This is a genomic window from Paenibacillus algicola, from assembly GCF_005577435.1.
In the GTDB taxonomy this organism is placed as follows: Bacteria; Bacillota; Bacilli; order Paenibacillales; family Paenibacillaceae; genus Paenibacillus_AQ; species Paenibacillus_AQ algicola.
In genome coordinates this window covers 3,691,835-3,717,270 of the sequence record NZ_CP040396.1, presented here as the reverse complement: position 1 = coordinate 3,717,270, position 25,436 = coordinate 3,691,835, and the positions used below count along the sequence as shown (strand labels likewise).

Below are 25,436 nucleotides of genomic sequence, written 5' to 3'. Positions count from 1 at the left end.
GCTACATGCACTATTTCAGCTAAAGCAGATGTACTTGTGACTAATCACCAAGGAGTGAAGATGATGTCTACGCTTGACCCTGTTCTTATGAGCCGGATTCTGACGGCCGTTACGCTGTTTGTACATATTGTGTTAGCTACCATTGGAGTCGGCATTCCCGTCATGCTGGCGCTGGCGGAGTGGAGAGGAATCCGGACCGGCGACAAGCACTACATCCTGCTGGCGCGAAGGTGGGCCCGCGGCTTCGTCATTACCGTGGCGGTGGGCGTCGTAACAGGAACGGCCATCGGTCTGCAGCTGAGTCTGTTGTGGCCGACGTTTATGAAGGTGGCTGGCCGGGCGATCGCACTGCCCTTGTTTATGGAGACCTTTGCTTTTTTTGTGGAGGCGATCTTTCTGGGCATTTATCTGTACACCTGGGACCGGTTCAAGAACAAGTACACCCATCTGCTGCTGCTCATCCCCGTGGCGATCGGGTCATCGGCATCCGCGGTGTTCATTACAAGCCTCAATGCGTTTATGAACCAGCCGCAGGGCTTTGAGCTGGTGGATGGTGTGTTCACCAACGTGAACCCGTTCCTCGCCATGTTCAACCCGGCCACTCCCAGCAAGGTGGCTCATGTGCTGGCCTCTGCATACACGACCAGCGCCGCTGTGCTGGCGAGTATTGCAGCCTTCAGCCTGCTGAGGCGCAAAGACCATCCTTATTTCAAAAAAGCGCTCAAGCTGTGCGTCATCTCCACCTTTGTTTTTGCCATGACGACGATTCTGATCGGCGATTTCTCCGGCAAGTTCCTGGCCAAATTCCAGCCGGAGAAGCTGGCTGCGATGGAATGGCATTTTGACACGATGACGGAAGCTCCACTCATTTACGGCGGGGTACTGGATGAGAACAATGACATCAAATATGCGCTCAAAATCCCGTACGCCCTGAGCATACTGGCGGGAAACCGGCCGAATACAGAGGTCATCGGATTGAATGAATTTCCCGAAGAGGAGCGGCCGCCGCTGATGATCCATTATTTCTTTGACCTGAAAGTAACCAATGGCGTGCTGCTCGTGCTCATCCCGCTGATGTTCATGCTGCGCAAGAGGCTGCCCGGCAAGAAGCCTTATCCCACCTGGCTGCTGATTGGCATCTTTGCCCTGGGACCATCGGCTATGGTAGCCATTTGGCTGGGATGGTTTCTCGCAGAGGTCGGCCGGCAGCCCTGGATTGTCCGGGGCTACATGAAGGTCGCGGAGGCAGCGACCACCTCGCCGAATGTAGGCTGGATGCTGCTGCTGTTCATTCTGCTGTACATCGTGCTGGCTGTTTCGGCAGTCAAGGTGCTGAGCCGCCTGTTCCGCAGTAAAAGTGCAGAGGAAGAAATCGCGCAGCTGGGCTGGGATCCGGAAGGAGGCAGGGGACAATGAGCTACGGCTTGACAGCCATTACGGTGCTGTGGACCTTTTTGTTCGGATATTTGATCATTGCATCCATTGATTTCGGGGCCGGCTTTTTCAGCTTTTACAGTGTCGTGACCGGCCATGAGAACAAAATTCACAATATTATTCAGCGCTACCTCTCTCCGGTATGGGAAGTGACGAACGTATTTCTTATTTTTTTCGTGGTGGGGCTGGTGGGATTCTTCCCCGATGCCGCCTATTACTACGGGACGGCGCTGCTGGTGCCGGGAAGCCTCGCCACCGTTCTGCTCGCGCTCCGGGGTGCATATTATGCCTACAGCACCTACGGGCATCATAAGGGTCATAACCGGCTGTACATGGGGGTATACGGGGCCACTGGACTGCTGATTCCCGCAGCGCTCTCTACGATTCTGGCCATCTCCGAAGGCGGTATTATTCACATGGATGAGGGTAAGGTCGGGATCAGCTGGGTAAATTTCTTTATGAACCCGTATACCTGGTCTGTCATTGTGCTTGCACTGGTCAGCGTGCTGTACATCTCGGCGATGTTTCTATGCTACTATGCAGACCGGGCCAAGGACCGGGCAGCGTTTCAGGTCGTAAGGGGCTACGCCCTGCTCTGGAGCGGTCCAACGATTGCAGCGTCACTGCTCGCCTTTTTCCAGATTAACCGGCAGAATCCGGAGCATTTCCAGAACATGCTGAACATGGCCTGGATGTTTATCGCTTCCTTTCTGTGCTTTGCAGCCGCGATTTATCTCGTCTATAGACAGAAGCGCCTCGGCTTATCCTTTATGCTTGTCATTCTGCAGTTTGGTTTTGCCTGGTACGGCTATGGACGCTCCCATCTGCCTTATATCCTGTATGACCAAATCAGCATCTATGAGAGCATTACGAGCGAGACGATGGCGGTAGCTATGATTAGCGCGTTCGTACTGGGCCTGCTCGTGCTTATTCCGTCTCTGGTGCTGCTGCTTTGGCTGTTCTTGTTTAATGCAAACTATGTGCGCGGACAATCCCGCTAGGAAGGGGGCAGGTTACAGTGGAGGATTTCAATATATTTATTGCCCCTCTTTTGGCGGTTGCGGCGGCCATTGTGTTTATGATTATTTATACGATGAAATACAAGGACCCGTCCGATTGAACTGGCATTTGAACACTTTTCGCAAAAAGGGGTAAAATACGGTATAGAGAAACAGACAGGGAGAAAGGAGGGAGAGCATGCCTCGAACCCGTTACAACAATATTGACAACGTCAGCACGGACAAAACGCTGAAGCAGTTCAGGCAGTGGCGAGAAGAACGGCGGCAGAAGAAAAAGGATTACTCCTACGTCATACCGAACATCTCGCCGGACCTTGATTATTTGCATGGCAACCGGCATGACACCTCCGTAACGTGGGTTGGACACGCGACTTTTTTTATCCAGTACGAGGGGCTGAATATCGTTACCGATCCTGTATGGGCAAAGCGCATGGCGTTCACAAAGCGGCTGGGTGAGCCCGGAATTCCGATTACGGACATTCCGCCGCTGGATCTCATTCTTATATCACATTCTCATTACGATCATCTGCATGTCGCTTCTATCCGCAAGCTGTACCGCTCACATACAACCATTATCGTGCCGGCCGGATTGCGGCGTAAGATGGTGGCGAAGGGCTTTCGGCGGGTGATTGAAATGCACTGGTGGGAGACGCTTACCCATGGGGGCGTCAGGATTTCCTTCGTGCCGACCCAGCACTGGACGCGCCGGACGCCATTTGATACGAACACCTCGCATTGGGGCGGCTTTGTGCTGGAGCCGAATCTGGACAGTGAGGAGATTGCGGAGGACAATCCACTGCAGGAGGACGGGACGCGGAAGCTGCCGCCGAATCTGTATTTTGCGGGGGACAGCGGCTATTTCCCGGGCTTCAAGGATATCGGAAGGCGGTATAACATCCATATTGCGCTGATGCCGATCGGGGCCTACGAGCCGGAATGGTTTATGACGTCCCAGCATGTGAATCCGGAAGAAGCGCTGCAGGCCTTTCTCGATGTACAGGCGGAGACGATGATTCCGATGCACTACGGTACCTTCAAGCTGGCGGATGATACGGCGCAGGAGGCGCTGGAGCGCATGGAGGCGGAGCGCGTCAGACTGGGAATTCAGGAGGAGCAGATCCGGGTGCTTAAATACGGAGAGACCTTTAAGGTGAAGCCTGAACGGAGATTGGCGGAGTCGATCACGCCGAAGGAGAAGCCACAGTCATAAGCAGCACGCTCTTTTTCGAGAAACGGGGGACACCCTGTGAAATCTTCGGAAAAGGGCTTTTTTTCTGGGGCTGACCCGCTTTCTTGATCAAAAGCTTCGTGTACAGCGAGTTCTTATGCTATAATGTGCGAAAACCCTATAGTTGAATAAAGGATGGTAATGCTTAATGATCAGTACAAGCGGCGTCACGCTCCGCTATGGCAAAAGAGCACTCTTTGAAGATGTAAATATAAAGTTCACGCCGGGGAACTGCTACGGCCTGATCGGGGCCAACGGTGCCGGTAAATCGACGTTCCTGAAGATTCTTTCCGGGGAGATCGAGGCCAACCAGGGCGAGGTTCACATGACGCCGAATGAACGGATGGCGGTTCTGAAGCAGAACCATTACGAATACGACCAGTACCGTGTGCTGGAGACGGTCATTATGGGCCATGCGCGGCTGTACCATATTATGAAGGAAAAGGACGCTCTGTATGCCAAGGCTGACTTCTCCGAGGAAGACGGCATGCGCGCCGGAGAGCTGGAAGGCGAGTTCGCGGAGCTGAACGGCTGGGATGCCGAGCCGGATGCAGCAGCACTCCTGATTGGTCTCGGTATTGAGCGCGAGCTGCATGACAAGAATATGTCTGAGCTCAGCGGCAATGAGAAGGTCCGCGTCCTGCTGGCGCAGGCCCTGTTCGGACGTCCGCACAACCTGCTGCTGGATGAGCCCACGAACCATTTGGATCTGGAATCCATTCAATGGCTTGAGAACTTCCTGATGGATTATGAAGGCACCGTCATCGTGGTTTCTCACGATCGTCACTTTCTGAACAAGGTATGTACCCATATTGCGGATATCGACTTTGGCAAAATCCAGATGTACGTCGGCAACTACGACTTCTGGTACGAGTCGAGCCAGCTGGCACTTCAGCTGCAGCGCGAATCCAACAAGAAGAAGGAAGAGAAGATCAAGGAGCTTCAAGCGTTTATTCAGCGCTTCTCCGCGAATGCCTCCAAGTCCAAGCAGGCAACGTCCCGGAAGAAGCAGCTGGATAAGATTACGCTGGATGACCTTCGTCCGTCCAACCGGAAATATCCATTCCTGAACTTCAAGCCGGAGCGCGAAGCCGGCAAGCAGCTGCTTACGGTGGATGGCCTGAGCATCAGCATGGAAGGCGAGAAGGTGCTGGATAACGTCAGCTTCGTGGTGAACAAGGGCGACAAGATTGCTTTTGTCGGACCGAACAGTCTGCCGAAGACGACATTGTTCCAGACGATTATGGGCGAGACAGAGGCAGAAGCTGGAGAGTACAGCTGGGGTGTCACGACAACCCAGGCGTATTTCCCGAAGGATAACTCGGCGTATTTCGACGGAGTGGACCTGAACCTGGTAGAGTGGCTGAGACAGTACTCCAAGGATCAGGATGAAACCTTCCTGCGCGGCTTCCTGGGCCGCATGCTGTTCTCTGGTGAGGAAGCACTCAAGAAGGCCAGTGTACTGTCCGGGGGCGAGAAGGTTCGCTGTATGCTGGCGAAGATGATGCTGAACGGAGCCAACGTGCTGATCTTTGACGAGCCGACGAACCACTTGGATCTGGAATCCATCACGGCGCTCAACAATGGCTTGATTGATTTTGACGGCACGATTCTGTTCACCTCCCATGACCATCAGTTCATTCAAACCATCGCGAACCGCATCATTGAGATTACGCCGAACGGCATCATTGACCGCGTCATGAGCTACGATGAATATCTCGAGAGCGAAGAAATCAAAGCACTGCGCCAGAGCATGTATCCGGTGGAAGTGTAGATATAGCGTAAACGCAATCTGGCCGCAGAGGGGATGTCCCGTCTGCGGCCAGATTTTTTTGGATTCTAGGAGCCCCCGGTGCGGCGGCGTTGATTGTTCGGCTTTTTGTTGTTCTGGCTTTTCATCTTCTGGACGTTATCCTGCTGAAAGCCGCCGGCTTTGCCGGAGCCGCCCTGCTTCTTCTGCTCCAGCTTCTGGCGGATGGCATCGGCCAGGCTGATCTTCTTCGGACCGTTCGATTCGGTCATGGAGGACTCCCCCTCAATGTCTATTTGTCCTCATTTTATTCGTTTTTAAATCTCGGAGCAAGGGTAACAATAAATGTATTGGCGGCATCTGGAAAGGCTTGGCTGGAGACATTGTGAATCAAGGCAACATATTTTCGATATGGCTACAAGGTTTGACCCGCCTTACAAGGTTTCGTGTACCCTACAACGTTTCTCTAGACCCACAACAGGAGTCTTTGCTAGGATGGTATCTGTCACATTACGAACCAGGTTTTCCCACGGGGGAGAGAAAGATCGAAGGAGCGAAATCGAACTGTGAATGCATATGAGGATATTAAAAAAGGGGAACGCGGCGCATGGGTCAGCATTACAGCCTACCTGGTCCTGTCGGCATTCAAGCTGGCCAGCGGCTACTGGTTTGCTTCCAGCGCCCTGACGGCCGACGGAATTAACAACTTGACTGATATTATGGCTTCGACCGCGGTGCTGATCGGTCTGCGGATCTCCCGCAAGCCGCCGGATGAAGATCATGCCTATGGTCATTTCCGGGCAGAGACGGTGGCTGCACTGGTTGCTTCCTTTATTATGGCGATTGTCGGTATTCAGGTGCTGGTGGAGGCGGTACGAAGCCTGTTCGCCGGAGCCAAGGAGGCACCGGATCTATGGGCGGCGGCGGTAGCCGGCGTAGCCGCTGTAGCCATGCTGGGCGTGTACCGCTACAACAAGCGGTTATCCCGGGAGATTAACAGCCAGGCTCTCATGGCGGCGGCCAAGGACAATTTGTCGGATGCCTTAGTCAGTATTGGAGCGGCAGTCGGCATCCTCGGTGCCCAGCTTGGACTGCCCTGGATGGATACGGCAGCCGCCTTCGCGGTAGGTCTTATTATTTGCAGGACGGCCTGGGAAATTTTCAAGGACAGCACGCACAGCCTGACAGACGGCTTTGATGAGACGCGTTTAACGGATTTCCGCAGCACGATTGAGCGGACACCCGGGGTGGAAGGCATCCGCGATATGAAGGCGCGCATCCATGGCAACCATGTTCTCATTGATGTGGTTATTGAGGTGGACCCGCAGCTGACGGTGATTGAAGGTCATGAGATCAGCGACTCGATTGAGGAGCGGATGATTCGAAAGCATAATATTATGCACATTCATGTGCATGTAGAGCCGAAGGAAGAAGCCGTGGAGCAGGAATGATGCCTGATAGGCCGTAACAGCCCTTAGCCTGCAGAAGGCAACAAAAAAAGGATCGCAGCGACCGCCCGATCCTTTCCTGTTCTATATCAAACTACATTTTTTCCATATGGATCCATGCTTTGCCGAGCCAAGTGTAAATCTCTACCCACTCACCCGTCCACAGCATTTGGCGCTCGTTGCCGGTCGTATCTACCATTTGAGGAGCCAGAGCACCGATGACCTTGCCGTTCGGCATGTCGTAGAAATACGTACGCTTCATGAGATTAATAATCTCTGTCGGATTCATTACCACTTCATCTGCTTCAATGATTGGCTCATTGGCCAGGGTCATGCTTGATTCCATGGACGTTTCTTCAGCGGTAGTTACCGTGCCGGACGTGCTCGCCGGTGTAACCGTTTCCGTATAGCCTTGGATCGGAGCGGCAGAAGCTCCAGCAGTCAGCGACAGGGCCAGGCCCAAAGCGGCAGTAAAACTCACAGTTTTTTTCATGATTGACTCCTCCTCGAGATCGGTAAATTAGTTAACGACAATATCGTAATAACCTGCTTGCAGGTAAAATGAACCATAAATCTGGTTATTTTTTGTGTCCAGGCTTACAATAGAGTGGAAAACCTGTCCCGTTGAGAGCATGGTTAGGAGGAGGGAATCCGCAATGGCACGCCGAAAAAGAAGAGTCGGGAAATTTTTGTTTCTGTTTCTTATCGTCATTGTGGCTCTGTTGGCGGGGGCGCTGTGGTGGATTTCACCCACCGAGCGGCTGGATATGGGCTACCGTACGGTGGATTTCAAAGACAGGCTGCTGCAGATGGCAGAGACCAGAGAGCCTCGTTTAACGTTAAGCGCCGATGAGATTGGCCAGCTCAGCAAGAAGAATCTGGTCAAATATCTGGACAAGCAGGATCCCGGCGTCGATATTACCGGTGCGAGGTTCACGATGGAGGGCAGCAGCATGCGGGCGGATGTGAATGGGAAATGGGGGTGGGTGCCTTTCGGCGCGCAGCTGGATTTCACAATAAAGACCAGCGGGAGCCGGCTGCTCCTGGAGCATCAGGCTACCCGCATCCGGGATGCAGAGGTACCTGGCGCCTTGTTCCAGCTGGAGCCTATGATCGTGAACCTCAAGGATTATTTGCCCGAGATGCTAACCGTTCGCGATATTGAGCTGACAGGTGACGGCGTGAGCCTGGTGTTCAAAATTGATTGGCTTTCATTGCCTTCCTGGTTCTAGCTGCTAATAGCTCCTCCTGGAGCACGCCAAAAAGCTGCTTTCTCGTCCATAAGAGACAAGAAAGCAGCTTTTTGGCTTTTGTACCGTATAAGATTTTGGCGGCATATGCTGGATAAATACGCTGCTGCGGCTTTACCTGGACCTTTTGCGCCCGAAGATCAGGGAAACGACAAACAGGATCAGGAATAAGAAGAAAATGACCTTGGCAATGCTGGCTACCGCTTCTACCACCAGACCGAGGAATCCCAGTACACCCGCAGCAATTGCGACTAGCAGCAGGATTACAGACCATTTGAGCATCTGACTCACCTTGCTTTCTTTTATATAGTTATGAGCGTAAGACTTGAAGCTTCATGTCACCTTGTCGGCGTGTCTTGTAGATAACTATAACCGGGTGAAAATACCTTGAATCAAAGCCTGTTCCAGCTGTGGGGTACGGGCTTTTTATTGTTTCGGCACCTCGGGCAGAGGGTAACTATGAACTAACCAACAAACAAAAATGTAAAGTGAGGTTGTGCCATGTTAACTCAAATTAGTATCGCGGTTATTGCGGTAGCCTTTGCAGTCCTAGTATTCTTCCTGATCAAAACACTGAAAGCTGCGACGGTGTCCCTGGACAAGGTGACGCAAACGCTGCAGGAAGTGCAAAAGACCATTGATGAGCTGAGCTATGAGGTGAAGCAAACCATTCGTAACACCAATGATATTACGGTCGATGTTCAGCATAAGATGAAACAGATCGATCCAGTCATGAACACGGTGAAAAATCTGGGCGAAGCGCTGAGCGAGGTAACTTACGCAGTTAAAGAGGTTTCTGCCGGCGTTGTCAGCAAATTCAGACAATCGAGAGAGAACAAGAGTAAAAGCGGCTCGCTGCCGCAGCCTTCTTCTTCCGCAGTGACGCCATCTGAGCGTACGGTTCAGTCTTACAACGCTGTATACAGTGACTCTTCATCAGGCTCCACTTCTAATGTAAGCAAATGGCTGAACTATGTGGATGCTGCTGCAGGAATCTGGAACAAATTCCGCCGCCAGAAAGCCCGTTAACATCAAGATCGACTGCGCTTGACGCCTGACGTCTCGCAGGGAAATACAAAGGGGTGAGGGAATCATGTTAAATGTCGTGCTGTTGCTGCTGGGAATGCTGTCACCCATAAGCGGTGAAGCGGGGCTGACGCCGATGACCGCTTCGACAATGACATCACCTGTCGTGCATGCCGAGTTAAAGCTGAACACTATGCCGGAGCAAGCGCCTGCTGAGCCAGAGGCGGTAACCTTAAACGGCATTTCGCTTACGGACCGCACAGGCGATGTTATGGATAAGCTGGGAGAACCGCTAAAGGTCACGAAGGAGCCTCTGCTGGGGTCTACGGAGTATCATTATCCGGATATGACGATTGGCTTTTATGAGGATCTGACAGACTATGTTCGGGTGCATCCATCCGCTTCCACGGTTCAGGTGAATGGCCAAGACATTGCAATGACGACTGATGCCCTGCTCTCTTCATTGGGAGAACCGTATTTCCGAGGTGAAGACGGCGTTTCATATGTATGGGAATACGAAGCGCTGAAGATTTTTATGGACATGGATACTGGAGAATTGCATGCTGTCGATTTATTTGTCGATTATCGTCAATAAGGTGTTTCAACCGCAAATAAATTGGTTAATACATTTCGGGACTTATGTATTTTCTAAATCTGCAGTGAATCTAGGAGGTTATTATGATGGAATCAACCAATCAGAAAGCATATGCTAAAGTAACCGACAATGGCACTCAGGCCGTACAGGAAGTCCAGAACCTGCATAGCAGCGGCTATACACAGGAGCATATTTTCGTTCTGGCTCATGACTCGGACCGGACGGAGCGGATTGCATCAGCTTCCGACGCCAGCGAGGTCGGCATGAAGGAGGAAGGCGCGTTCGATACGATAGCGAACCTGTTTCGCTCCCGTGGCGACGAGCTGAGAGCCAAGATTCAATCCCTCGGCTTTACAGAAGCAGAGGCTGACTTTTATGAGAAACAGCTTGATCAAGGCAAAGTGCTTGTCATCGCCAAGAAGGATGAGTAAGATAAAGCACGCTGCATAGATATTAAACATAGATAAGGAATGGGACAATTCTGTCTCATTCCTTATCTATGTTTTGAATATACCATGCATTGGAAGTCTTTTTTTCGTGTCCAACGACTGCACCGTTTATAGTATACTGGATGGAAGATTTTCTGCGTATGAAGTCACGTTAAGGAGAGGGATATGAGAATATTAATCGTAGACGACAATCCAACCAACGTCATTATTATCCGGGAAATTTTGAAAAAAGAGCAGTACCGCGATTTAGTGACGGCATCTTCTGCTATAGATATGCTTGAAATTCTCGGAATTGGAGACCGCAAGGCGGACCTTCGTCCCAAGAAAAGTGACATTGATCTGATTCTGCTTGATATGATGATGCCGGAAATGGATGGCATTGAGGCTTGCCGAATCGTACAGCAATATGAGCATCTGAGAGACATCCCAATTATTATGGTGACTGCGGTTGGCGATTCCAAGAAGCTGGCCGAGGCGCTTGACGCCGGAGCAGGGGATTACGTGACCAAGCCGATCAATAAGGTAGAGCTGATGGCGCGAATCCGTCTGGCGCTTCGCCTGAAGCATGAGAAGGACTGGCATAAGGAGCGGGAGCAGCGGATTCAGGATGAATTGAAGCTCGCCTCTATGGTCCAGAATGCAGTGCTCAGTCTGCCGATTGAGGATCAGCTGTTTGAGGTGCATGCACTGTATCAGCCTTCCGCCGAGCTGGCTGGTGATCTGTATGCATGGTATTCGCTCGGTGACGGTCGGTATGGCATTGTGCTGCTGGATATGATGGGACATGGCATCTCGTCATCTCTGTTCTGTATGTTTATCGCTTCCGTGCTTCGGGATACGGTGACGACCTATGTCGAGCCGGAGAAGGTTATTCAGGAATTGAACCGCCGCTTTAACCAGCTGCATATCGAGAATCAGCTGATCCAATATTATTTTACGGCTATTTATATGGTGGTAGACACTCGAATGAAGCGGGTGGACTATGTTAATGCCGGTCATCCTCCAGCTCTCTTTTTTGGTGAGGATGGCACGGTTCAGACCCTGGATCAGGGCTGCTGTCCTGTCGGTCTGTTTGACCGGATTCAGGATATGGAGCCAAGAAGCTTTCATTATGAAGGCAATGCTCATCTGGCGATGTACACGGACGGCCTGATGGAGGTTGTTGAGGGCAGTCATGAGCAGCAGCTGGAATACCTGAAGACACACCTCGGGGGAAGCCACAGCTGGCGTGAGACGGAAATGAAGGAGCTGTTCTTTAATGACAGCGCAGCTGTGGAGCGTGAGGATGACAAGTGCTTGGTCTGGGTTTCTCTAAAACAGGGAGAGGAAGAGCGTGAATGAAGATTAAAAGTAAGCTGGTCATTGGCTTTACATCGCTGCTTGCCATCATGCTTGTGCTGTCGGTCATTATGTTTGACCGGCTGAGCTTTATGAATGAGCAGATGGATGCTATTTATAGTGAACGATACCAGAAGGTGCGCGATTCCAGCTCCATGCGGGGCGAGGTCAATAATATGGCCCGCGCCCTGACGAATCTGATGCTGTCCGAGGACACCGCTTCTACGGCAGAGCGGATTGCCGAGCTGGAGCGGATGACCGAAACAGCAGCAGGCTACTATACATCGATGAAAGAAACGCTCAATACAGCAGAGGAAATGCAGCTTCTCAGTGAGATTGAGGAGGCTGCTACGGCGTATTTAGCATATCAGAACCGGACGCTGGAGCTGCTGGCTGAGGGAAATGCAGAGGAAGCGAACAATTACCGGATCAGCACCGGTCAGGATGTGCAGGAGAATATGCTCCGCACTTTGAATGCGCTGGCGAACTATGAGGATAACAAGATTGATGAAGACATCGCAGGGGCGAAGGCTGCTTACGAGCGCTCGCTTCAGACAACGACCTTCATCCTTGTGGCCGGGATTTTAATTGGCCTCGGTGTCATGCTGTGGGCCGTGCCGAGCATTACGAGGGGAATAAATACGGTTTCATTGATGCTGAAGAGCTTTGGCGACGGCAAGCTCCATGAGATTAGAAGCATTGAGGTGACCACAAAGGACGAGATTGGCGATGTGGCGCAGGTGTTTAAAGAAATGGCCGAGGATATTGAAGAGAAGCAGAAGCTGGAGCAGACCTATCAGCAGGCTCAGAACGACCAGTCCTGGATCAACTCCAACATGGCCAGAATTACAGAGCTGCTGGAAGGGGTTCATTCTCTGTCCGAGGTCGGTCAACGGTTTGTGAGCGAGTTTACACCGGTGCTGGGGGCCCATTACGGGGCACTCTATGTGCGGCAGGTGGATACCAGTCCGAACCTGCTGGAGCTTAAGGGCTCTTATGCAATGGACGCTGAAGGAAATCCGGAGGTGGACTTCAAGGTAGGCGAAGGGCTTGTCGGCCAGGCAGCGCTGGACAAGAAGCCAATTACGCTGAACGTCCTGCCAGACAACTATCTGTCCGTAAAATCCGGATGGGGCTCGTCCCAGCCGGCATCCATGCTGGTCTATCCGGTAATGTTCGAGAATGAAGTGCTTGGCGTTGTGGAGATTGCTTCGTTTGATTCCTTCACACCGCTGCAGAAGCAGCTGCTGCAGCAGCTGACGCAGTCGCTCGGCATTATCCTGAACAACATTACAGGCCGTCTGCGTGTTGAAGAGCTGCTGCGGGAATCCCAGGCGATGACCGAGGAGCTGCAAAGCCAGTCCGAGGAGCTGCAAACCCAGCAGGAAGAGCTGCGCCGCTCCAATGAGAACCTGGAGGAACAGACGAAAGCTCTGAAGCGATCCGAAGAACTGCTGCAGCGACAGCAGGAGGAGCTGGAGCATTTTAATACCGAGCTGATGGCCAAGACCCGGGCCCTGGAAGAGCAGGTGCAGGAGGTCGAGGAGAAGAATGATGAAATCGAGAAAGCTCGCGGCCAGCTGGAGAAGCAGGCAGAGCAGCTATCCTTGACAAGCAAGTACAAATCGGAATTTTTGGCGAATATGTCGCATGAGCTCCGTACCCCGCTGAACAGCCTGCTTATTCTTTCGCAGCTGTTGACCGAGAACAAGGATGGCAACCTCTCCACCAAGCAGATTGAATATGCGCAGACGATCTATATGTCAGGCTCGGATCTGCTGAAGATGATTGATGAGATTCTGGATTTGTCCAAGGTGGATGCCGGCAAGATGGAGATCAACCGGGAGCCCGTTCATATGAAGGAGATTGAAGCCTTCGTTCATCAGAACTTTGATGCTGTGGCTTCCAAGAAAAATGTCACGCTTCTGGTCGAACAATCCCAGGAAGTGCCGGATAGCCTCATTACAGACAGCCATCGGGTGAAGCAGATTTTGCGGAATTTGCTGTCCAATGCGTTCAAATTTACGAGCCGGGGATCTATCGAAGTCCATATTACTCCGGCAGAGCCGGAGCAGCTGCCTATTCTCCTGGATCGGAAATCCAAATACATTGCCTTCTCGGTTAAGGATACAGGAATTGGCATTCCGGAGGATAAGACAGGACTCATCTTTGAAGCGTTCCAGCAGGTAGATGGCACGACCAGCCGCAAGTATGGGGGAACGGGTCTGGGGCTGTCCATCAGCCGCGAGCTGGCTAAGCTTCTGGGCGGCGCCATCGGCGTGCAGTCCAAGGAAGGTGAGGGAAGCACCTTCACGCTTTACCTTCCAGAACAGACTGCTCTGTCAGCCGCGGAGGAAGAGGCTGCGCCTGCAGCAGAAGAGGCTTCGAGATCCGATATGCTGATCGAGGAGCGTTCGAGGAATACGATGCCTTCCGCGGTACGGCCAAGCAGCATCATTGAGAATGTTGAGGACGATCGGGACCAGATTGGCCCTACTGATAAAGTGCTGCTGATTGTGGAGGATGATGTCAAGTTTGCAAGGATTCTCGTCGATATGGCGAGAGGACGCGGGTTTAAGGCCTTGGTCGCCCTGCAGGGGGATATTGGCTTGAAGATGGCTCAGTCTTACCAGCCGGATGCGATTATTCTCGATATTCAGCTGCCGGTGATGGACGGCTGGTCGGTGCTCGGCGAATTGAAGGGCTCGGCCGCAACCCGTCATATTCCGGTGCATGTGATCTCCGTCATTGATGAAGTGAAGCAAGGACTCATGATGGGAGCGATCGCTTACTTGAAGAAGCCGTCCACGCGTGAAGCGCTGGAAGGGGCCTTCTCCCACATTGAAGCTTATGCCGAGAAGACTATGAAGCAGCTGCTTATTGTCGAGGATGATGACATTCAGCGCCTGTCCATTATCGAGCTGATTGATCATGACGATGTGACAATTACAGCGGTAGCTTCGGGGACAGAGGCCCTGGAGAAGCTGCAGCAGCAGCGGTTTGACTGCATGGTGCTGGACTTGATGCTGACAGACATGGATGGCTTTGAGCTTCTGGACAAGATCAGAGAGGATGAGAAGCTGGTCGATCTGCCGATTATTATTTATACCGGCAAAGAGCTGGACACCAAAGAAGAGACACGCCTGCGGAAATACGCCGAGTCCATTATTATCAAGGACGTAAAATCACCGGAGCGGCTGCTGGATGAGACGACCCTCTTCCTGCACCGGGTGGAGGCGAATCTGCCGGAGGACAAGCGTAAAATTTTGCAGAAGCTGCACAATAAAGAAGAGCTCTTTGACGGCAAGCGGATTATGCTGGTCGATGATGACATCCGCAACATTTTTGCCTTATCCAGTGTGCTGGAGGGCTACAATATGGATGTTACCTTCGCTGAGAACGGCAGAGAAGCCATTGATCTGCTTGAAGCCGGTCCGGACTATGATCTGATCCTGATGGATATGATGATGCCGGAGATGGACGGCTATGAGGCTATGCGGATTCTTCGCAAGAAGCCGCGCTTTGAGAAGATTCCGATCATTGCCCTGACTGCGAAGGCGATGAAGGAGGATCGGGCGAAGTGTATCGAAGCCGGCGCTTCCGATTATATGAAGAAGCCGATTCAGACCGAGCAGCTTCTTTCATTGATGCGGGTCTGGCTGTATTCGTAGGCTTCAAATGTGGGTAAAGATTAGTAGTAATCGAAAAATTGCAAGGAAAGAAAGCCGGTGCGAAGTATGTCATCCGATGATTTAACGGAATTGAGCTTGAAGCTGAATATGGAAGAGAAGAATGAAACCGAGCTGGAACAGATTGAAATGGAGCTGCTGCTGAATGGCATCCATCAATATTACGGCTATGATTTTCGCAATTATGCGGTGCCTTCCCTAAGGCGGAGAATTTGGCATCATGTATATGCCGAAGGGCTGACTACGATTTCTGCGCTGCAGAACAAGGTGCTTCACGAGCGGGACTGCTTTGAACGGCTGATCTTCAGCCTTTCCATTCCGGTGACGGAAATGTTCAGAGATCCGCAGGCTTTTCTCACCTTCCGCCAGAAGGTGATTCCGCTGCTGAGAACCTACCCTTATATTCGCATCTGGCATGCAGGCTGCTCGACCGGTGAGGAAGTGTACTCGATGGCGATCATGCTGCATGAAGAGGGACTCTATGACAAGGCGCGGATTTATGCCACAGACATGAACTCCAGATCGCTGCAGCAAGCCAAAGAAGGCGTCTTTGATATTAAAAAGATGAAGCAATATACGAAGAACTATTTGGAGGCGGGCGGCACGCGCTCATTCTCTGAATATTACACAGCTAAATATAACTCAGTGATTTTCCACCCGTTTCTCAAAAAGAACATGATTTTCGCCGAGCATAATCTGGCCACAGACCGCTCATTTAATGAATTCAATGTTATTTTCTGCAGAAACGTAATGATTTATTTTAACGACGAGCTTCGTGATCATGTACATGGATTGTTTCACGAGAGCTTGAGTCATTTCGGTATTCTGGTGCTGGGAGCCAAGGAGTCGATTCATTTTACAAGCTTCAGCGAAGCATATGAGGCTCTCGACCGGTCGGAGAAAATTTACCGAAAGATTAAATAGATAGTTTTATAGGAGGATTCCATGGGGTTTCAAGAACCGATTCATATTCTGCTGGTAGATGACCGCCCTGAAAATTTGCTGGCACTAGAAGCTGTACTCGACAGTGTGCACTATAAGCTTGTCAAAGCGACCTCAGGTGAAGAAGCCCTGCGGTGCCTGTTGAAGTATGATTTTGCTGTCATTGTTCTGGATGTTCAGATGCCCGGTATGGACGGCATTGAAACAGCTCGGCTGATCAAGGCACGTGATAAAACGAAGGATATCCCGATTATATTCATTTCTGCGAACAGCAAGGAAGCGGAGCATCTGTTTGCAGGCTATTCCGCAGGCGCTATTGACTACATGGTCAAGCCCTTCATCCCTCAAATCTTGAAATCCAAGATTGAGGGCTTCGTGGACATGTACCTGTCCAACCAGCGCCTGAAGACCCAATCCATGCTGCTTCATCAGAAGACGCAGGAGCTGGAGCGTATAAATCAGGAGCTGGTGCAGGCGAAGGATGCTGCAGAGATTGCAGCCCGGGCCAAAACCGAGTTTCTTGCCATGATGAGCCACGAGATCCGCACGCCCATGAACGGAGTCATCGGCATGATTGACCTGTTAATGGAAAGCGAATTGCAGGATGAGCAGAGAGAATATGCAGATATTATTCGTAACAGCGCCGATGCGCTGGTGTCCATTATTAATGACATTCTTGATTTTACGAAGATGGAATCCGGAAAAATGAAGCTGGAGGCGCATCCGTTCGAGCTGAAATCCTGCGTTCAAGAGGTAGCCGGCTTATTCTCGGCTGAGGCCTCCAAGAAGAAGCTGGAGCTGGACTGCTTTGTGGAGCAGTCCATTCCCCGGATGATTTACGGAGATATGGGGCGTCTGCGGCAGGTCTTGATCAACCTGGTATCGAACGCCGTGAAATTCACCAATCAAGGCGGAGTTTATCTGGAAACCACGCTGAAGGAAAGCACGGGACAGCGGATGACTCTGGAATTTACAGTGCGGGATACAGGAATCGGCATTTCTGCCGAGAAGCTGGATTACCTGTTCAAGCCATTCTCTCAGCTGGACTCTTCGATGACCCGGAAATATGGGGGAACGGGACTGGGGCTCGCGATTTGCAAATCACTCGTTCAGCTGATGGGCGGCGAGATCCATGTCGAGTCCAGTGAAGAAGACGGCGCTGCCTTTGTCTTTACGATCGAAGTAGAGCGGTATGAGGATGAAGAGGATAAAGATGGGTTGAACGAGCCGCCGGAGCGCCTGCGCCTCAAAGCAAAGGATAAAGAGCCGAGCATTCTGGTTGTGGATGATCATCCCATTAACCGCAAGCTTTTGGTTAGTATGATTGACAAACTCGGCTTCTCAGCGGAGATGGCGGAGAACGGAAGAGAAGCGGTGTTTCTGGCTTCCCGCAAGGCATATGACATGATATTTATGGATCTGCAGATGCCGGTGATGGACGGACTGGAAGCGACACGCCTCATTCGCAGCAGTGGTCTCCCGGGGCAGGACACAATTATTGTCGCGATGACTGCGAATGTCATGGAAGGGATTCAGGTCCGCTGTCTGGAAGCGGGAATGAATGAGTACATTAGCAAGCCTGTGAAGATGAGCAGTGTGAGGCATTTGCTGAAGCATTATTCGTTTACGGGACATGAGGTCGCTCACGAAGGTCTGATTCACGCCCCGGAGGATGACTGGAGGGTCTACCACGCTTAAGCTCTTTACGGTAAATACACTTCATGTGTACTCCCAACCTGATGCTGCCCAGTAATTGGATTGTAACCTTTGGTCGCTTGCTTGTTTCAAACCTCTGTTTTAAGGGTTATCAGTAGAGAAAACATATGTCGGGAGAGAGTGTCTATGAATACAACGAATCAAGATAAGTTTAACGCCAGAACGCAAATGAATGACAAGGTATGCACGGTGTTTTTGAGCGGAGAGCTGGATCTTTCCGTTGCACCGGATTTTCGGTTGGTCATGGAGCCCCTGGTCAGCAACGCGGAAATGGACTTAGTCGTGAACATGAAGGAAATGACATATATTGATAGTACAGGCATTGGCATTCTGCTGTCCATTCTCAAAGCGCGACATGGCATGGAAGCAAGCTTCGGGGTGGAGGAAGTTCCTCCGCAGATTCAGAAGCTGTTTGACATGACGGGTATTGCCAAATTTTTTGCCCCTCAGCAGAACTCCCAATAGGAAAGGATCGAAAAGCATGAATACTGATGCGCAACGAATTACGTTGAATCTGCCAGCCAGTGCAGAATATGTAGATATTGTTCGATTGAACCTTTACGGTATAGCTTCCAAGATTGGCTTCTCGTATGAAGAAATTGAAGATATGAAGGTAGCCGTTTCAGAAGCCTGCAACAACTCCGTGCTGTATGCCTACGGTCAGCAGGGCGGAATGGTAGACGTTATTTTTGATGTGACCTCTGGATCCCTGTCGATTACCGTTCGAGACGAAGGGGAGAGTTTCGAAAGTAATAATCGGGTTGGCGGCTCCGAGACTCTTCATGATAAGGAGCTTAGCGATGTTCAGATCGGCGGTCTCGGCTTCTATCTTATGGAGGCGCTTATGGACGAGGTGAGCATCAAAAACCAGGCAGGAAAGGGTACAGAGGTTGTTCTTACCAAACGACTTGCGAGAAGTGAGGAGCCGGTATGAGTGATAAAGTGACTCCCCCAGAGTCCAAGGATGAGGCAATTGGCCTGATTTGGGAATACCAGCAGACCAAGGATAACGATATTGCCACCGTCCTTATTCAAAAATATGAGCCGATGGTTCGCATGGCAGCCGGCAAGATTGCCAGAAATCGACCTGATCTCTACGAAGACTTGTATCAGGTGGGTCAGATGGCGCTCATCCGGCTGCTTCAGCAATACGATATCAGCCTGGGTATTCCGTTTGAGCCCTACGCGATGAAGAGCATGATCGGCCACATGAAGAACTTCCTTCGAGATAAATCCTGGTACATACAGGTGCCTCGCCGGATCAAGGAGAAGGGTGCCTTGGTGCAGCAGGCCATCGACGAGCTGATGGTCAAGCTGGAGCGTTCGCCGGATGTGCATGAGATCGCCGAGCATTTGGGCCTTACGGTGGAGGAAACAGTAGAGGTGCTTGCCGGTCGGGAGTGCTATCACTATGTATCCCTGGATTCTCCGCTCTCTCAAGAGGAAACGGGTGCGACGCTTGGTGAGCTCATTAGCTCCGATGTCAATGATTTTGACTCTGTCGAGAAGCGTATGGATCTGCAGCAGGCTCTCAGCCAGCTGAAGGAGCAGGAGCAGAAGGTATTGCTGCTCGCCTTCCAAGAGGGTCAGTCACAGCGGGCAATTGCCCAGAAGCTGGGCGTTTCGCAAATGAGTGTATCCCGTATCCAGAAACGCGCTACAGAGAAGTTGAAGCAGATTATGTCCAATTCTTCTTACTGATATGGACAAACTCTTCTGCATATATGTCAGGAAGATGATATAAGGGGTACGCGATTCCACATCGGAAGTGCGTACCCTTTTTAACATGGTGATGACTATAGGAAGGAGGGAATGAACTTATGAAAGCGATTAAGGAGCAGGATGGGCAGCATGTCCATGAGCTGGCACAGGACTGGACATGGTATGATCTCAAAGTATCAGATTGGGAGGATGATCTCCTGGAGCCTTTGATCAAGAGCTATCCCTCCCTAAAGGAGTGGTGCAAGCTGGCTCCTACCTTTAAAGATCGTAATTATTTGTCTGTGCGCTTTCCAGATGGTTCGGAGCCAGTGATGATGGGCTCCATACTATACAAAACGGCGGAGGATTTGAAGCAGGATGAAGAAGACAAGCCGGAGGAGCAGAAGGACAAGCAGCTGTATTTCTATCTGGATAACGATGTCTTTATAACCTTTAATCTGGATCAGCACACCCGGGAGCTTATGCTGAAACCGGACCGAATTGCGATGATGAAGCAATGCTCGCGGCCGATTGAAGGGATGTTCATTCTGGCTCGGGCGATTCTTCATTATTTTCATGCCGGGATGGATCGGTTTGAAGCCCACTTGCGAGAGGTCGAAAGTATTATGCGAAAGCGCAACGCGCGGAATCTAATGGATCAGATATTGTCGCTGCGCTTCGAGCTGCTCTTCTGGCATAACCTGTTCATTCCCTTTCAAGAGCTGATCGCGGCTACGAAAGAAGGCTATGAGGACCGGGTGAAGGACAATCGGTTTTATTTGCAGCTGCTGCACCGGGTAGAGCGTATGGAGCAGCTCTTTATGCATTATCACCGGGAAATTGAAACTCTGATATCCATTGACGATGCGGTTTCCGGGTTCCGCGGCAATGAGATTATGAAGACGCTGACGATCTTCACGGTTCTGCTAACACCAGCCACCGTGGTCGGGGCGATTTGGGGTATGAATTTCGATCGGTTACCCATGACCAAAGCAGGCTGGGGGTTTACCGCAGTTATGGTGCTGACCTTAGTATTTACCGGACTATTGTATATCTGGATGTGGCGAAAGAATTGGACCGGAGATCTGCTGAACGTCAAATCACGAAAAAAGAATTTATGAATACCGAAATTACCTGCTAAAACGGGCGGCAAAAGCGAATAAAGAGAAATAACCAGCCCAGTGCAGTACCCTGGGCTGGTTATTTTATATACACGCTCTTTACTTAAAAATATGGATATCTCCCAAGTCGCAAGATTCCTTGGGGGACCGTCCTCTTATCTAGCCTGATCGATATATCCTTGAAGCTGGGCAATATAATCACCGATGAGAGGCAGGTCTACGAACAGGCTCAGCAGATAACCGAGTAAGCTTAATACGACCACAGTACCGACGGTTAAGCCTAAACCTCGGGCAAGACCGGCCGTAAAGTTCGTGATCAGTCTCCGCTTGGGATTCATATAATTCTCAATGATATCTTTGAAGTCGGCACGCTCCAGCGTATCGGCTACCTTATCCAGCCGGGTATTCAGACGCTTCACCTCATGCCGGAGCTCGAAGGGATGCTCATCGACTTCATACGCATGCTGCTGCGGCTTCTCTTCAGAAACCGACTCTCGCCGGGTGCTGTCATTTCGTGTGCGGCTGCCCGCAGCTGCATTCATTGGATATGGATTGGCTTTACTCATTCCTCTTCCCATCCTTTCTGTTCACATGTATGGCATGTCCTGGGATAAAAAATAGCCAGCTGTGTCAGCTGGCTATTTCATTCTCAATCATGTCTTAGTGAGAGTTGTTCGTGGATTTCAGCTCCTGGCTGACCTCCGCAGAAGCTTCCATTTCCTTATCCATCACTTCTTCCGAAGCAGCAGCAGCTTCATCAGCTACTTCTGTGGAAGCCTGCTTGAAGCTGGCCATCACATTGTTACGGCTCTCATTCACCGTAGACATGACATCGGTAGCTTTCGTGCTTACGGTTTTGGCAAGCTCGGAAGCCTTCGTGCCGACAACGCCGGCAACTTCCTTCGTCTTGTCAGACACCAGATTGATTTTGTCAGTCAGATCGCCGCGCATTTCGCTGCCCGGCTTCGGTGCGAACAACAGCGCTGCCGCTGCACCGACCAGGGCACCAATAAATGCCCCTTTAAAGAAATTGGAATTCCCTTGGTTAGTATAATCCTGTTCGTGTTGATTCATCATAATCACTCCTTAAATTAGTATAGGGTGTAAAAGTTAGAACAAGGTGGTTAGGCTGCGCGCCGGAGCATTTTCGATGCCAGTCCCAGGATGAAAATGAATACCGCGGTGCCTATAATCGCAGGGACAATAGCGAATCCGCCAATGACAGGTCCCCATGAACCCAGTATGACCGGTCCAAGCCAAGCGCCGATAAAGCCGGCGATCATGGAACCAATAATGCCTCCCGGCATATCATGGCCCACTATGGCGTCTCCGATAATGCCGATAATGATAGCCATTACGATGCTGATTACGATTCCCCACATAAGTATCGCCTCCTTTAAGGTGCATTGGCTTGCGCAGGCTTGCTTATTCCGTATTTAAACCTCCGACATTGATATGAAACAATAAACCGGCCTGCTGAAGGAGGACAGATTTTGTATTATACTAATGAAGCTCATACTATTGATACCGATCAGAATGCTTGCAGGCATGAGATAGAATTGAAGGAGAGAACCGCTATGGAAACCGCATTAATTACAGAATATCGAGCTGGCGTGGTGGAATGTCTGCACAGCGGACATATCGCTGTCGTGGACGACACTGGAGCCTTAGCCGCATGGGCTGGAGATCCGAGCCATCTGGCCTTTACCCGCTCGTCTGCCAAGCCGCTGCAGCTCATTCCTTCCATCATGGCGGGTGTGCATACCCATTATGGGCTGACAGAGCAGGAGCTTGCAGTCATGGTTTCCTCTCACCGAGGGGAGCCGGAGCATCAGGCCGTGCTCGCCGCCCTCATGATGAAGCTGGGGGTTGAAGAAGAACGGCTGGTCTGTGCACCAAGCTATCCGCTGGACCGGCGGAGCCGGGACCAGCTGCTCCTGAACGGGGCCGGGATGCGTCGGCTCTACCATAATTGTTCCGGAAAGCACCTGGGCATGCTGGCAAGCTGCAGCTTGCAGCAGTTTCCTATGGAAGGCTATGAAGATCCGTCTCATCCGCTGCAGCAGCAGGTGCTGAACAGCATGGCATCCATGAGCGGCCTGACTGTAGAGCAGATCTCGGTGGGCATTGACGGCTGCGGTCTTCCCGTGTTCGCTTTGCCGCTGCAATCCCTGGCGGCTGCTTATGTCAAGCTGGCTTGTCCGGATCTGATTTCAGATCCCGGCATGAAGGCTGCGGTACAGGTGATTACGTCGGCCATGACTCGCCACCCTTATATGGTTGGCGGCAGAAATCGTCTGGATACACTGCTGATGGAGGATGACAATATCATTGCCAAGGGAGGCTTCAAGGGCATATTCTGCTTTGGGCTCAAGAAGGAGCGCCTCGGCATTGTGCTGAAGGTTCTGGATGGCTCTGAAGAGGAGTGGGCGTGGATTACGGAATCCATTCTGGAGCAGCTCGGCAGCGGCAGCCGGCCGATGCTGGAGAAGCTTCGCCAGACCTACACCCGGAAGCTGTTGAATGACGGCGGTCAGCAGGTCGGGCATGTAGAGACCGTATTTACACTCCAGCGTTAAAGCCTAAGTACGAAAAGGGGGGCTCTACCAAGCTGATGATAGCTTGGTAGAGCCCCCCTTTTATCGTCGTGCCGATCCATGTAGTGACAATATGTGCGGCCCCAGGAGGCTGAAACGGTGCTAGCGGCCGCGCAGGCGTCCCAACTCGGATACGATCGCTTCCACCTCGGAAATACTCATATTGCTCTTGGTCATCACAATGTCGTACACATCACGAATATCTTCATATTGTTCTTCCGAGAAAGCGGATGGCTGCATGGCCGCCCCTGAAGCCATGCGCAGCTTCAGCTTGATCTGCTCGATCATGAACTCCAGATTCTCCCGGTTCTTCTCATTCAAATCCATACCTTCTTACACTCCTTCCATATATGCTGCAGGCGCCAGGAGATGAATCTTCCGGCTCCATCCTAACAGCTGTGCGTTCCTTGTATTGTACCATGGGAGGACAGGTGCAGGTAATCCTTTTTGCCAGTGGCGCCGGAATGGTTTACAATCGGTTGAGAATAAGGCAGAACGGGACGTTCTGTCGTTTCGTGCTGCAAGGAGGAAAACGGAATGAACAGGGAAACAGAGCCTAAGGGGCAGGGGATATACACCAGAAAGGCCAGACTTGCGGGGGAAGAGCTTCCACTATTTTTTGCTGCGATTGCCAGGGAAGTATCTGCAGATCACCTGACCTTGGTCTGTATTGGAACAGACCGCTCTACCGGTGACGCACTGGGTCCACTGACAGGAAGCCGCTTGGCGGCGCATGGCTTCCCCCATGTCATCGGCACGCTGCCGGATCCTTGTGATGCGCAGAGTATCGAGGAGAAGCTTGGCTCCATCCCAGAACATCATACGATCGTGGCGATTGATGCTTGTCTGGGACAGCGTGCCTCAGTCGGCAGCTTTCTCGCAGGCCAAGGTCCGCTTAGCCCGGCAGAATCCGTAGGCCTTTCTTTACCCCGTGTCGGTCACTACAGCATCGCTGCAGTCGTGAATGAAAAGGGCCCAAAGCCGTATTGGACCTTACAGTCGACCTCTCTTCACAGGGTCATGGATATGGCGTCCCGGATTGCGGATGCAGCAGCATCGGCCTTTAGGCTTATTCCTTGATCCAGCCGTTTCATTCCAGCGTGAATCGGGTTTAATACTGTATATTATAGCTGGAATGAACTTTAGCTGATGCCTCTATAGAGTTCTCAGCTACGAAAGAAGGGGTTCTCTTGGAAAAAGTAATTTGTAACGGTAAAACGATTTGTTATCTGGAGCAAGGACAGGGTGAGCCGGTCATTTTACTTCACGGCTTCTGCGGAAGCTCTTCTTATTGGGAACCTGTGCTGCCTCAATTGCACGGCTATCGGTTCATTGTCCCTGACCTTCGGGGTCATGGGAAGAGCGATGCACCGATGGGGCCGTATACCATAGAACAAATGGCGGATGATGTATTGATGCTGATGGATGAGCTGGAGGTGCCAAAGGCCGTATTGCTTGGACATTCATTGGGCGGATATATTACATTGTCCTTTGCCCAGCGTCATAGCGAACGCCTGAATGGCTTCGGGCTTATTCACTCCACCGGCTACAGTGATTCGGATGAAGCGAAGGAAAAGCGTCTGAAAGCTGTGAGTACGATTCAAGGTGCAGGGATTACAGATTTTATCGACAGCCTGATTCCGGGGCTGTTTGCTCCGGGTAACCGGGAGATCCAAACAGGCTCCATCCAGAAGGCCAAGGAGATCGGGTATCAAACCCCTCCACAGGGTGCGGTGGGAGCCGCGCTGGCGATGCGGGAGCGTCCGGACCGTCGTGACGTGCTGTCTGCAACCACATTACCTGTGCTGCTGGTAGCCGGTGAGAAGGATGAGCTCATTCCCGAAGAACGGGTGTTCACGACCGATCATCCCAATGTTACCCAGGCTGTAATCTCAGGAGCCGGCCACATGAGCATGATGGAAGCACCGCAGGAGCTGGCCCGCACGATGGACTCCTTCCTGTCCTCTGTGTTTTCATCTTAATGGATACAACAAGCATCCTTGATCCTTTCCCGGACTATTTCGGACGGGAATCAAGGATGCTTTTTTTCTATGGAATGGCTAGAAAGGCATGGGATTTTGGAAGGATTGACGAAGGTGGTATGATGGAGAATGTGAACGAAACGGCTGTACA

General features: G+C 51.5%; 28 protein-coding genes. 21 read left to right on the top strand and 7 right to left on the bottom strand.

Annotated elements, in window-relative coordinates:
• The first annotated feature begins 63 nt into the window (after window positions 1–63).
• The 5 genes from E6C60_RS17545 (at window position 64) to E6C60_RS17530 (ending at window position 5,455) form a co-directional block, all read left to right on the top strand.
• Window positions 64–1,416, top strand: a complete 1,353-nt coding sequence (locus tag E6C60_RS17545; protein ID WP_138227880.1) for a cytochrome ubiquinol oxidase subunit I — start codon at window positions 64–66, stop codon at window positions 1,414–1,416.
• Entirely contained in the window at window positions 1,413–2,435 is a 1,023-nt protein-coding gene (locus tag E6C60_RS17540) for a cytochrome d ubiquinol oxidase subunit II (RefSeq protein WP_138227005.1), read from the top strand. Before E6C60_RS17545 ends, E6C60_RS17540 begins: the two co-directional genes overlap by 4 nt.
• Window positions 2,436–2,452: 17 nt before the next feature.
• Entirely contained in the window at window positions 2,453–2,554 is a 102-nt protein-coding gene (gene cydS / locus E6C60_RS21625) for a cytochrome bd oxidase small subunit CydS family protein (protein WP_407669122.1), read from the top strand.
• A gap of 77 nt (window positions 2,555–2,631) precedes the next feature.
• Window positions 2,632–3,663, top strand: a complete 1,032-nt coding sequence (locus tag E6C60_RS17535; protein WP_138227004.1) for an MBL fold metallo-hydrolase — start codon at window positions 2,632–2,634, stop codon at window positions 3,661–3,663.
• A 166-nt stretch (window positions 3,664–3,829) separates the two neighbouring features.
• Entirely contained in the window at window positions 3,830–5,455 is a 1,626-nt protein-coding gene (locus E6C60_RS17530) for an ABC-F family ATP-binding cassette domain-containing protein (RefSeq protein ID WP_138227003.1), read from the top strand.
• Window positions 5,456–5,520: 65 nt separating this feature from the next.
• On the opposite strand, the gene E6C60_RS17525 is transcribed toward E6C60_RS17530, so the two are convergent.
• Window positions 5,521–5,703, bottom strand: a complete 183-nt coding sequence (locus E6C60_RS17525; protein ID WP_138227002.1) for a hypothetical protein — start codon at window positions 5,701–5,703, stop codon at window positions 5,521–5,523.
• A 294-nt stretch (window positions 5,704–5,997) separates the two neighbouring features.
• Between E6C60_RS17525 and E6C60_RS17520 the strand changes: the two genes are divergently transcribed.
• On the top strand, window positions 5,998–6,882 hold the full coding sequence (locus tag E6C60_RS17520) for a cation diffusion facilitator family transporter (protein ID WP_138227001.1): 885 nt from the start codon (window positions 5,998–6,000) through the stop codon (window positions 6,880–6,882).
• Between the two features lie 91 nt (window positions 6,883–6,973).
• Here E6C60_RS17520 and E6C60_RS17515 read toward each other — a convergent pair whose 3' ends face one another.
• Entirely contained in the window at window positions 6,974–7,372 is a 399-nt protein-coding gene (locus tag E6C60_RS17515) for a hypothetical protein (protein ID WP_138227000.1), read from the bottom strand.
• Between the two features lie 163 nt (window positions 7,373–7,535).
• On the opposite strand from E6C60_RS17515, the gene E6C60_RS17510 reads away from it, so the two are divergent.
• Window positions 7,536–8,111, top strand: coding sequence for a hypothetical protein (locus tag E6C60_RS17510; RefSeq protein WP_138226999.1), 576 nt, complete (start codon window positions 7,536–7,538; stop codon window positions 8,109–8,111).
• A gap of 132 nt (window positions 8,112–8,243) precedes the next feature.
• Here the strand turns inward: E6C60_RS17510 and E6C60_RS17505 are convergent, their stop codons facing one another.
• A complete protein-coding gene (locus E6C60_RS17505; RefSeq protein ID WP_138226998.1) occupies window positions 8,244–8,411 on the bottom strand; it encodes a DUF1328 domain-containing protein in 168 nt (55 codons plus the stop codon).
• 219 nt (window positions 8,412–8,630) lie between these two features.
• Between E6C60_RS17505 and E6C60_RS17500 the strand changes: the two genes are divergently transcribed.
• The 11 genes from E6C60_RS17500 to E6C60_RS17450 all read left to right on the top strand — a co-directional run bounded on the left by E6C60_RS17500 (window position 8,631) and on the right by E6C60_RS17450 (window position 20,706).
• Complete coding sequence (locus tag E6C60_RS17500) at window positions 8,631–9,158, top strand: DUF948 domain-containing protein (RefSeq protein WP_138226997.1); 528 nt, start codon at window positions 8,631–8,633, stop codon at window positions 9,156–9,158.
• 64 nt (window positions 9,159–9,222) lie between these two features.
• Complete coding sequence (locus E6C60_RS17495; RefSeq protein WP_138226996.1) at window positions 9,223–9,750, top strand: hypothetical protein; 528 nt, start codon at window positions 9,223–9,225, stop codon at window positions 9,748–9,750.
• 86 nt (window positions 9,751–9,836) lie between these two features.
• On the top strand, window positions 9,837–10,181 hold the full coding sequence (locus E6C60_RS17490; protein WP_138227879.1) for a YflT domain-containing protein: 345 nt from the start codon (window positions 9,837–9,839) through the stop codon (window positions 10,179–10,181).
• Between the two features lie 183 nt (window positions 10,182–10,364).
• Complete coding sequence (locus E6C60_RS17485; RefSeq protein ID WP_138226995.1) at window positions 10,365–11,540, top strand: PP2C family protein-serine/threonine phosphatase; 1,176 nt, start codon at window positions 10,365–10,367, stop codon at window positions 11,538–11,540.
• Window positions 11,537–15,208: a response regulator gene (locus tag E6C60_RS17480; protein ID WP_138226994.1), complete on the top strand. Its 3,672-nt coding sequence runs from the start codon at window positions 11,537–11,539 to the stop codon at window positions 15,206–15,208. The genes E6C60_RS17485 and E6C60_RS17480 overlap by 4 nt, the downstream gene beginning before the upstream one ends.
• Window positions 15,209–15,274: 66 nt before the next feature.
• On the top strand, window positions 15,275–16,150 hold the full coding sequence (locus tag E6C60_RS17475) for a CheR family methyltransferase (protein WP_138226993.1): 876 nt from the start codon (window positions 15,275–15,277) through the stop codon (window positions 16,148–16,150).
• A 21-nt stretch (window positions 16,151–16,171) separates the two neighbouring features.
• Complete coding sequence (locus E6C60_RS17470) at window positions 16,172–17,866, top strand: response regulator (RefSeq protein ID WP_138226992.1); 1,695 nt, start codon at window positions 16,172–16,174, stop codon at window positions 17,864–17,866.
• Between the two features lie 144 nt (window positions 17,867–18,010).
• Entirely contained in the window at window positions 18,011–18,349 is a 339-nt protein-coding gene (locus E6C60_RS17465) for an STAS domain-containing protein (RefSeq protein ID WP_138226991.1), read from the top strand.
• A 16-nt stretch (window positions 18,350–18,365) separates the two neighbouring features.
• On the top strand, window positions 18,366–18,818 hold the full coding sequence (gene rsbW, locus E6C60_RS17460) for an anti-sigma B factor RsbW (protein ID WP_138226990.1): 453 nt from the start codon (window positions 18,366–18,368) through the stop codon (window positions 18,816–18,818).
• On the top strand, window positions 18,815–19,585 hold the full coding sequence (locus E6C60_RS17455) for a sigma-70 family RNA polymerase sigma factor (RefSeq protein ID WP_138226989.1): 771 nt from the start codon (window positions 18,815–18,817) through the stop codon (window positions 19,583–19,585). Before rsbW ends, E6C60_RS17455 begins: the two co-directional genes overlap by 4 nt.
• 119 nt (window positions 19,586–19,704) lie before the next feature.
• On the top strand, window positions 19,705–20,706 hold the full coding sequence (locus E6C60_RS17450) for a magnesium transporter CorA family protein (RefSeq protein WP_138226988.1): 1,002 nt from the start codon (window positions 19,705–19,707) through the stop codon (window positions 20,704–20,706).
• Window positions 20,707–20,861: 155 nt separating this feature from the next.
• Here the strand turns inward: E6C60_RS17450 and E6C60_RS21030 are convergent, their stop codons facing one another.
• The 3 genes from E6C60_RS21030 to E6C60_RS17435 all read right to left on the bottom strand — a co-directional run bounded on the left by E6C60_RS21030 (window position 20,862) and on the right by E6C60_RS17435 (window position 22,088).
• The gene (locus E6C60_RS21030; protein ID WP_175415348.1) at window positions 20,862–21,272 is read right to left on the bottom strand and encodes a DUF5665 domain-containing protein; all 411 of its coding nucleotides are present in this window, start codon (window positions 21,270–21,272) and stop codon (window positions 20,862–20,864) included.
• A gap of 94 nt (window positions 21,273–21,366) precedes the next feature.
• Window positions 21,367–21,780, bottom strand: a complete 414-nt coding sequence (locus E6C60_RS17440; RefSeq protein WP_138227877.1) for a YtxH domain-containing protein — start codon at window positions 21,778–21,780, stop codon at window positions 21,367–21,369.
• A gap of 50 nt (window positions 21,781–21,830) precedes the next feature.
• Complete coding sequence (locus E6C60_RS17435) at window positions 21,831–22,088, bottom strand: GlsB/YeaQ/YmgE family stress response membrane protein (RefSeq protein WP_138226987.1); 258 nt, start codon at window positions 22,086–22,088, stop codon at window positions 21,831–21,833.
• A 195-nt stretch (window positions 22,089–22,283) separates the two neighbouring features.
• On the opposite strand from E6C60_RS17435, the gene E6C60_RS17430 reads away from it, so the two are divergent.
• A complete protein-coding gene (locus E6C60_RS17430) occupies window positions 22,284–23,285 on the top strand; it encodes an asparaginase (protein WP_138226986.1) in 1,002 nt (333 codons plus the stop codon).
• A gap of 120 nt (window positions 23,286–23,405) precedes the next feature.
• Here E6C60_RS17430 and E6C60_RS17425 read toward each other — a convergent pair whose 3' ends face one another.
• On the bottom strand, window positions 23,406–23,630 hold the full coding sequence (locus tag E6C60_RS17425; RefSeq protein ID WP_138226985.1) for a DUF1128 domain-containing protein: 225 nt from the start codon (window positions 23,628–23,630) through the stop codon (window positions 23,406–23,408).
• Window positions 23,631–23,840: 210 nt separating this feature from the next.
• Here E6C60_RS17425 and yyaC point away from each other — a divergent pair, with 210 nt between their 5' ends.
• Window positions 23,841–24,383 carry a spore protease YyaC gene (gene yyaC, locus E6C60_RS17420; RefSeq protein ID WP_138226984.1) on the top strand — a complete coding sequence of 181 codons (543 nt, stop codon included), beginning with the start codon at window positions 23,841–23,843 and terminating at the stop codon, window positions 24,381–24,383.
• A gap of 110 nt (window positions 24,384–24,493) precedes the next feature.
• Window positions 24,494–25,285, top strand: a complete 792-nt coding sequence (locus E6C60_RS17415; protein ID WP_138226983.1) for an alpha/beta fold hydrolase — start codon at window positions 24,494–24,496, stop codon at window positions 25,283–25,285.
• The last annotated feature ends 151 nt before the right edge of the window (window positions 25,286–25,436 follow it).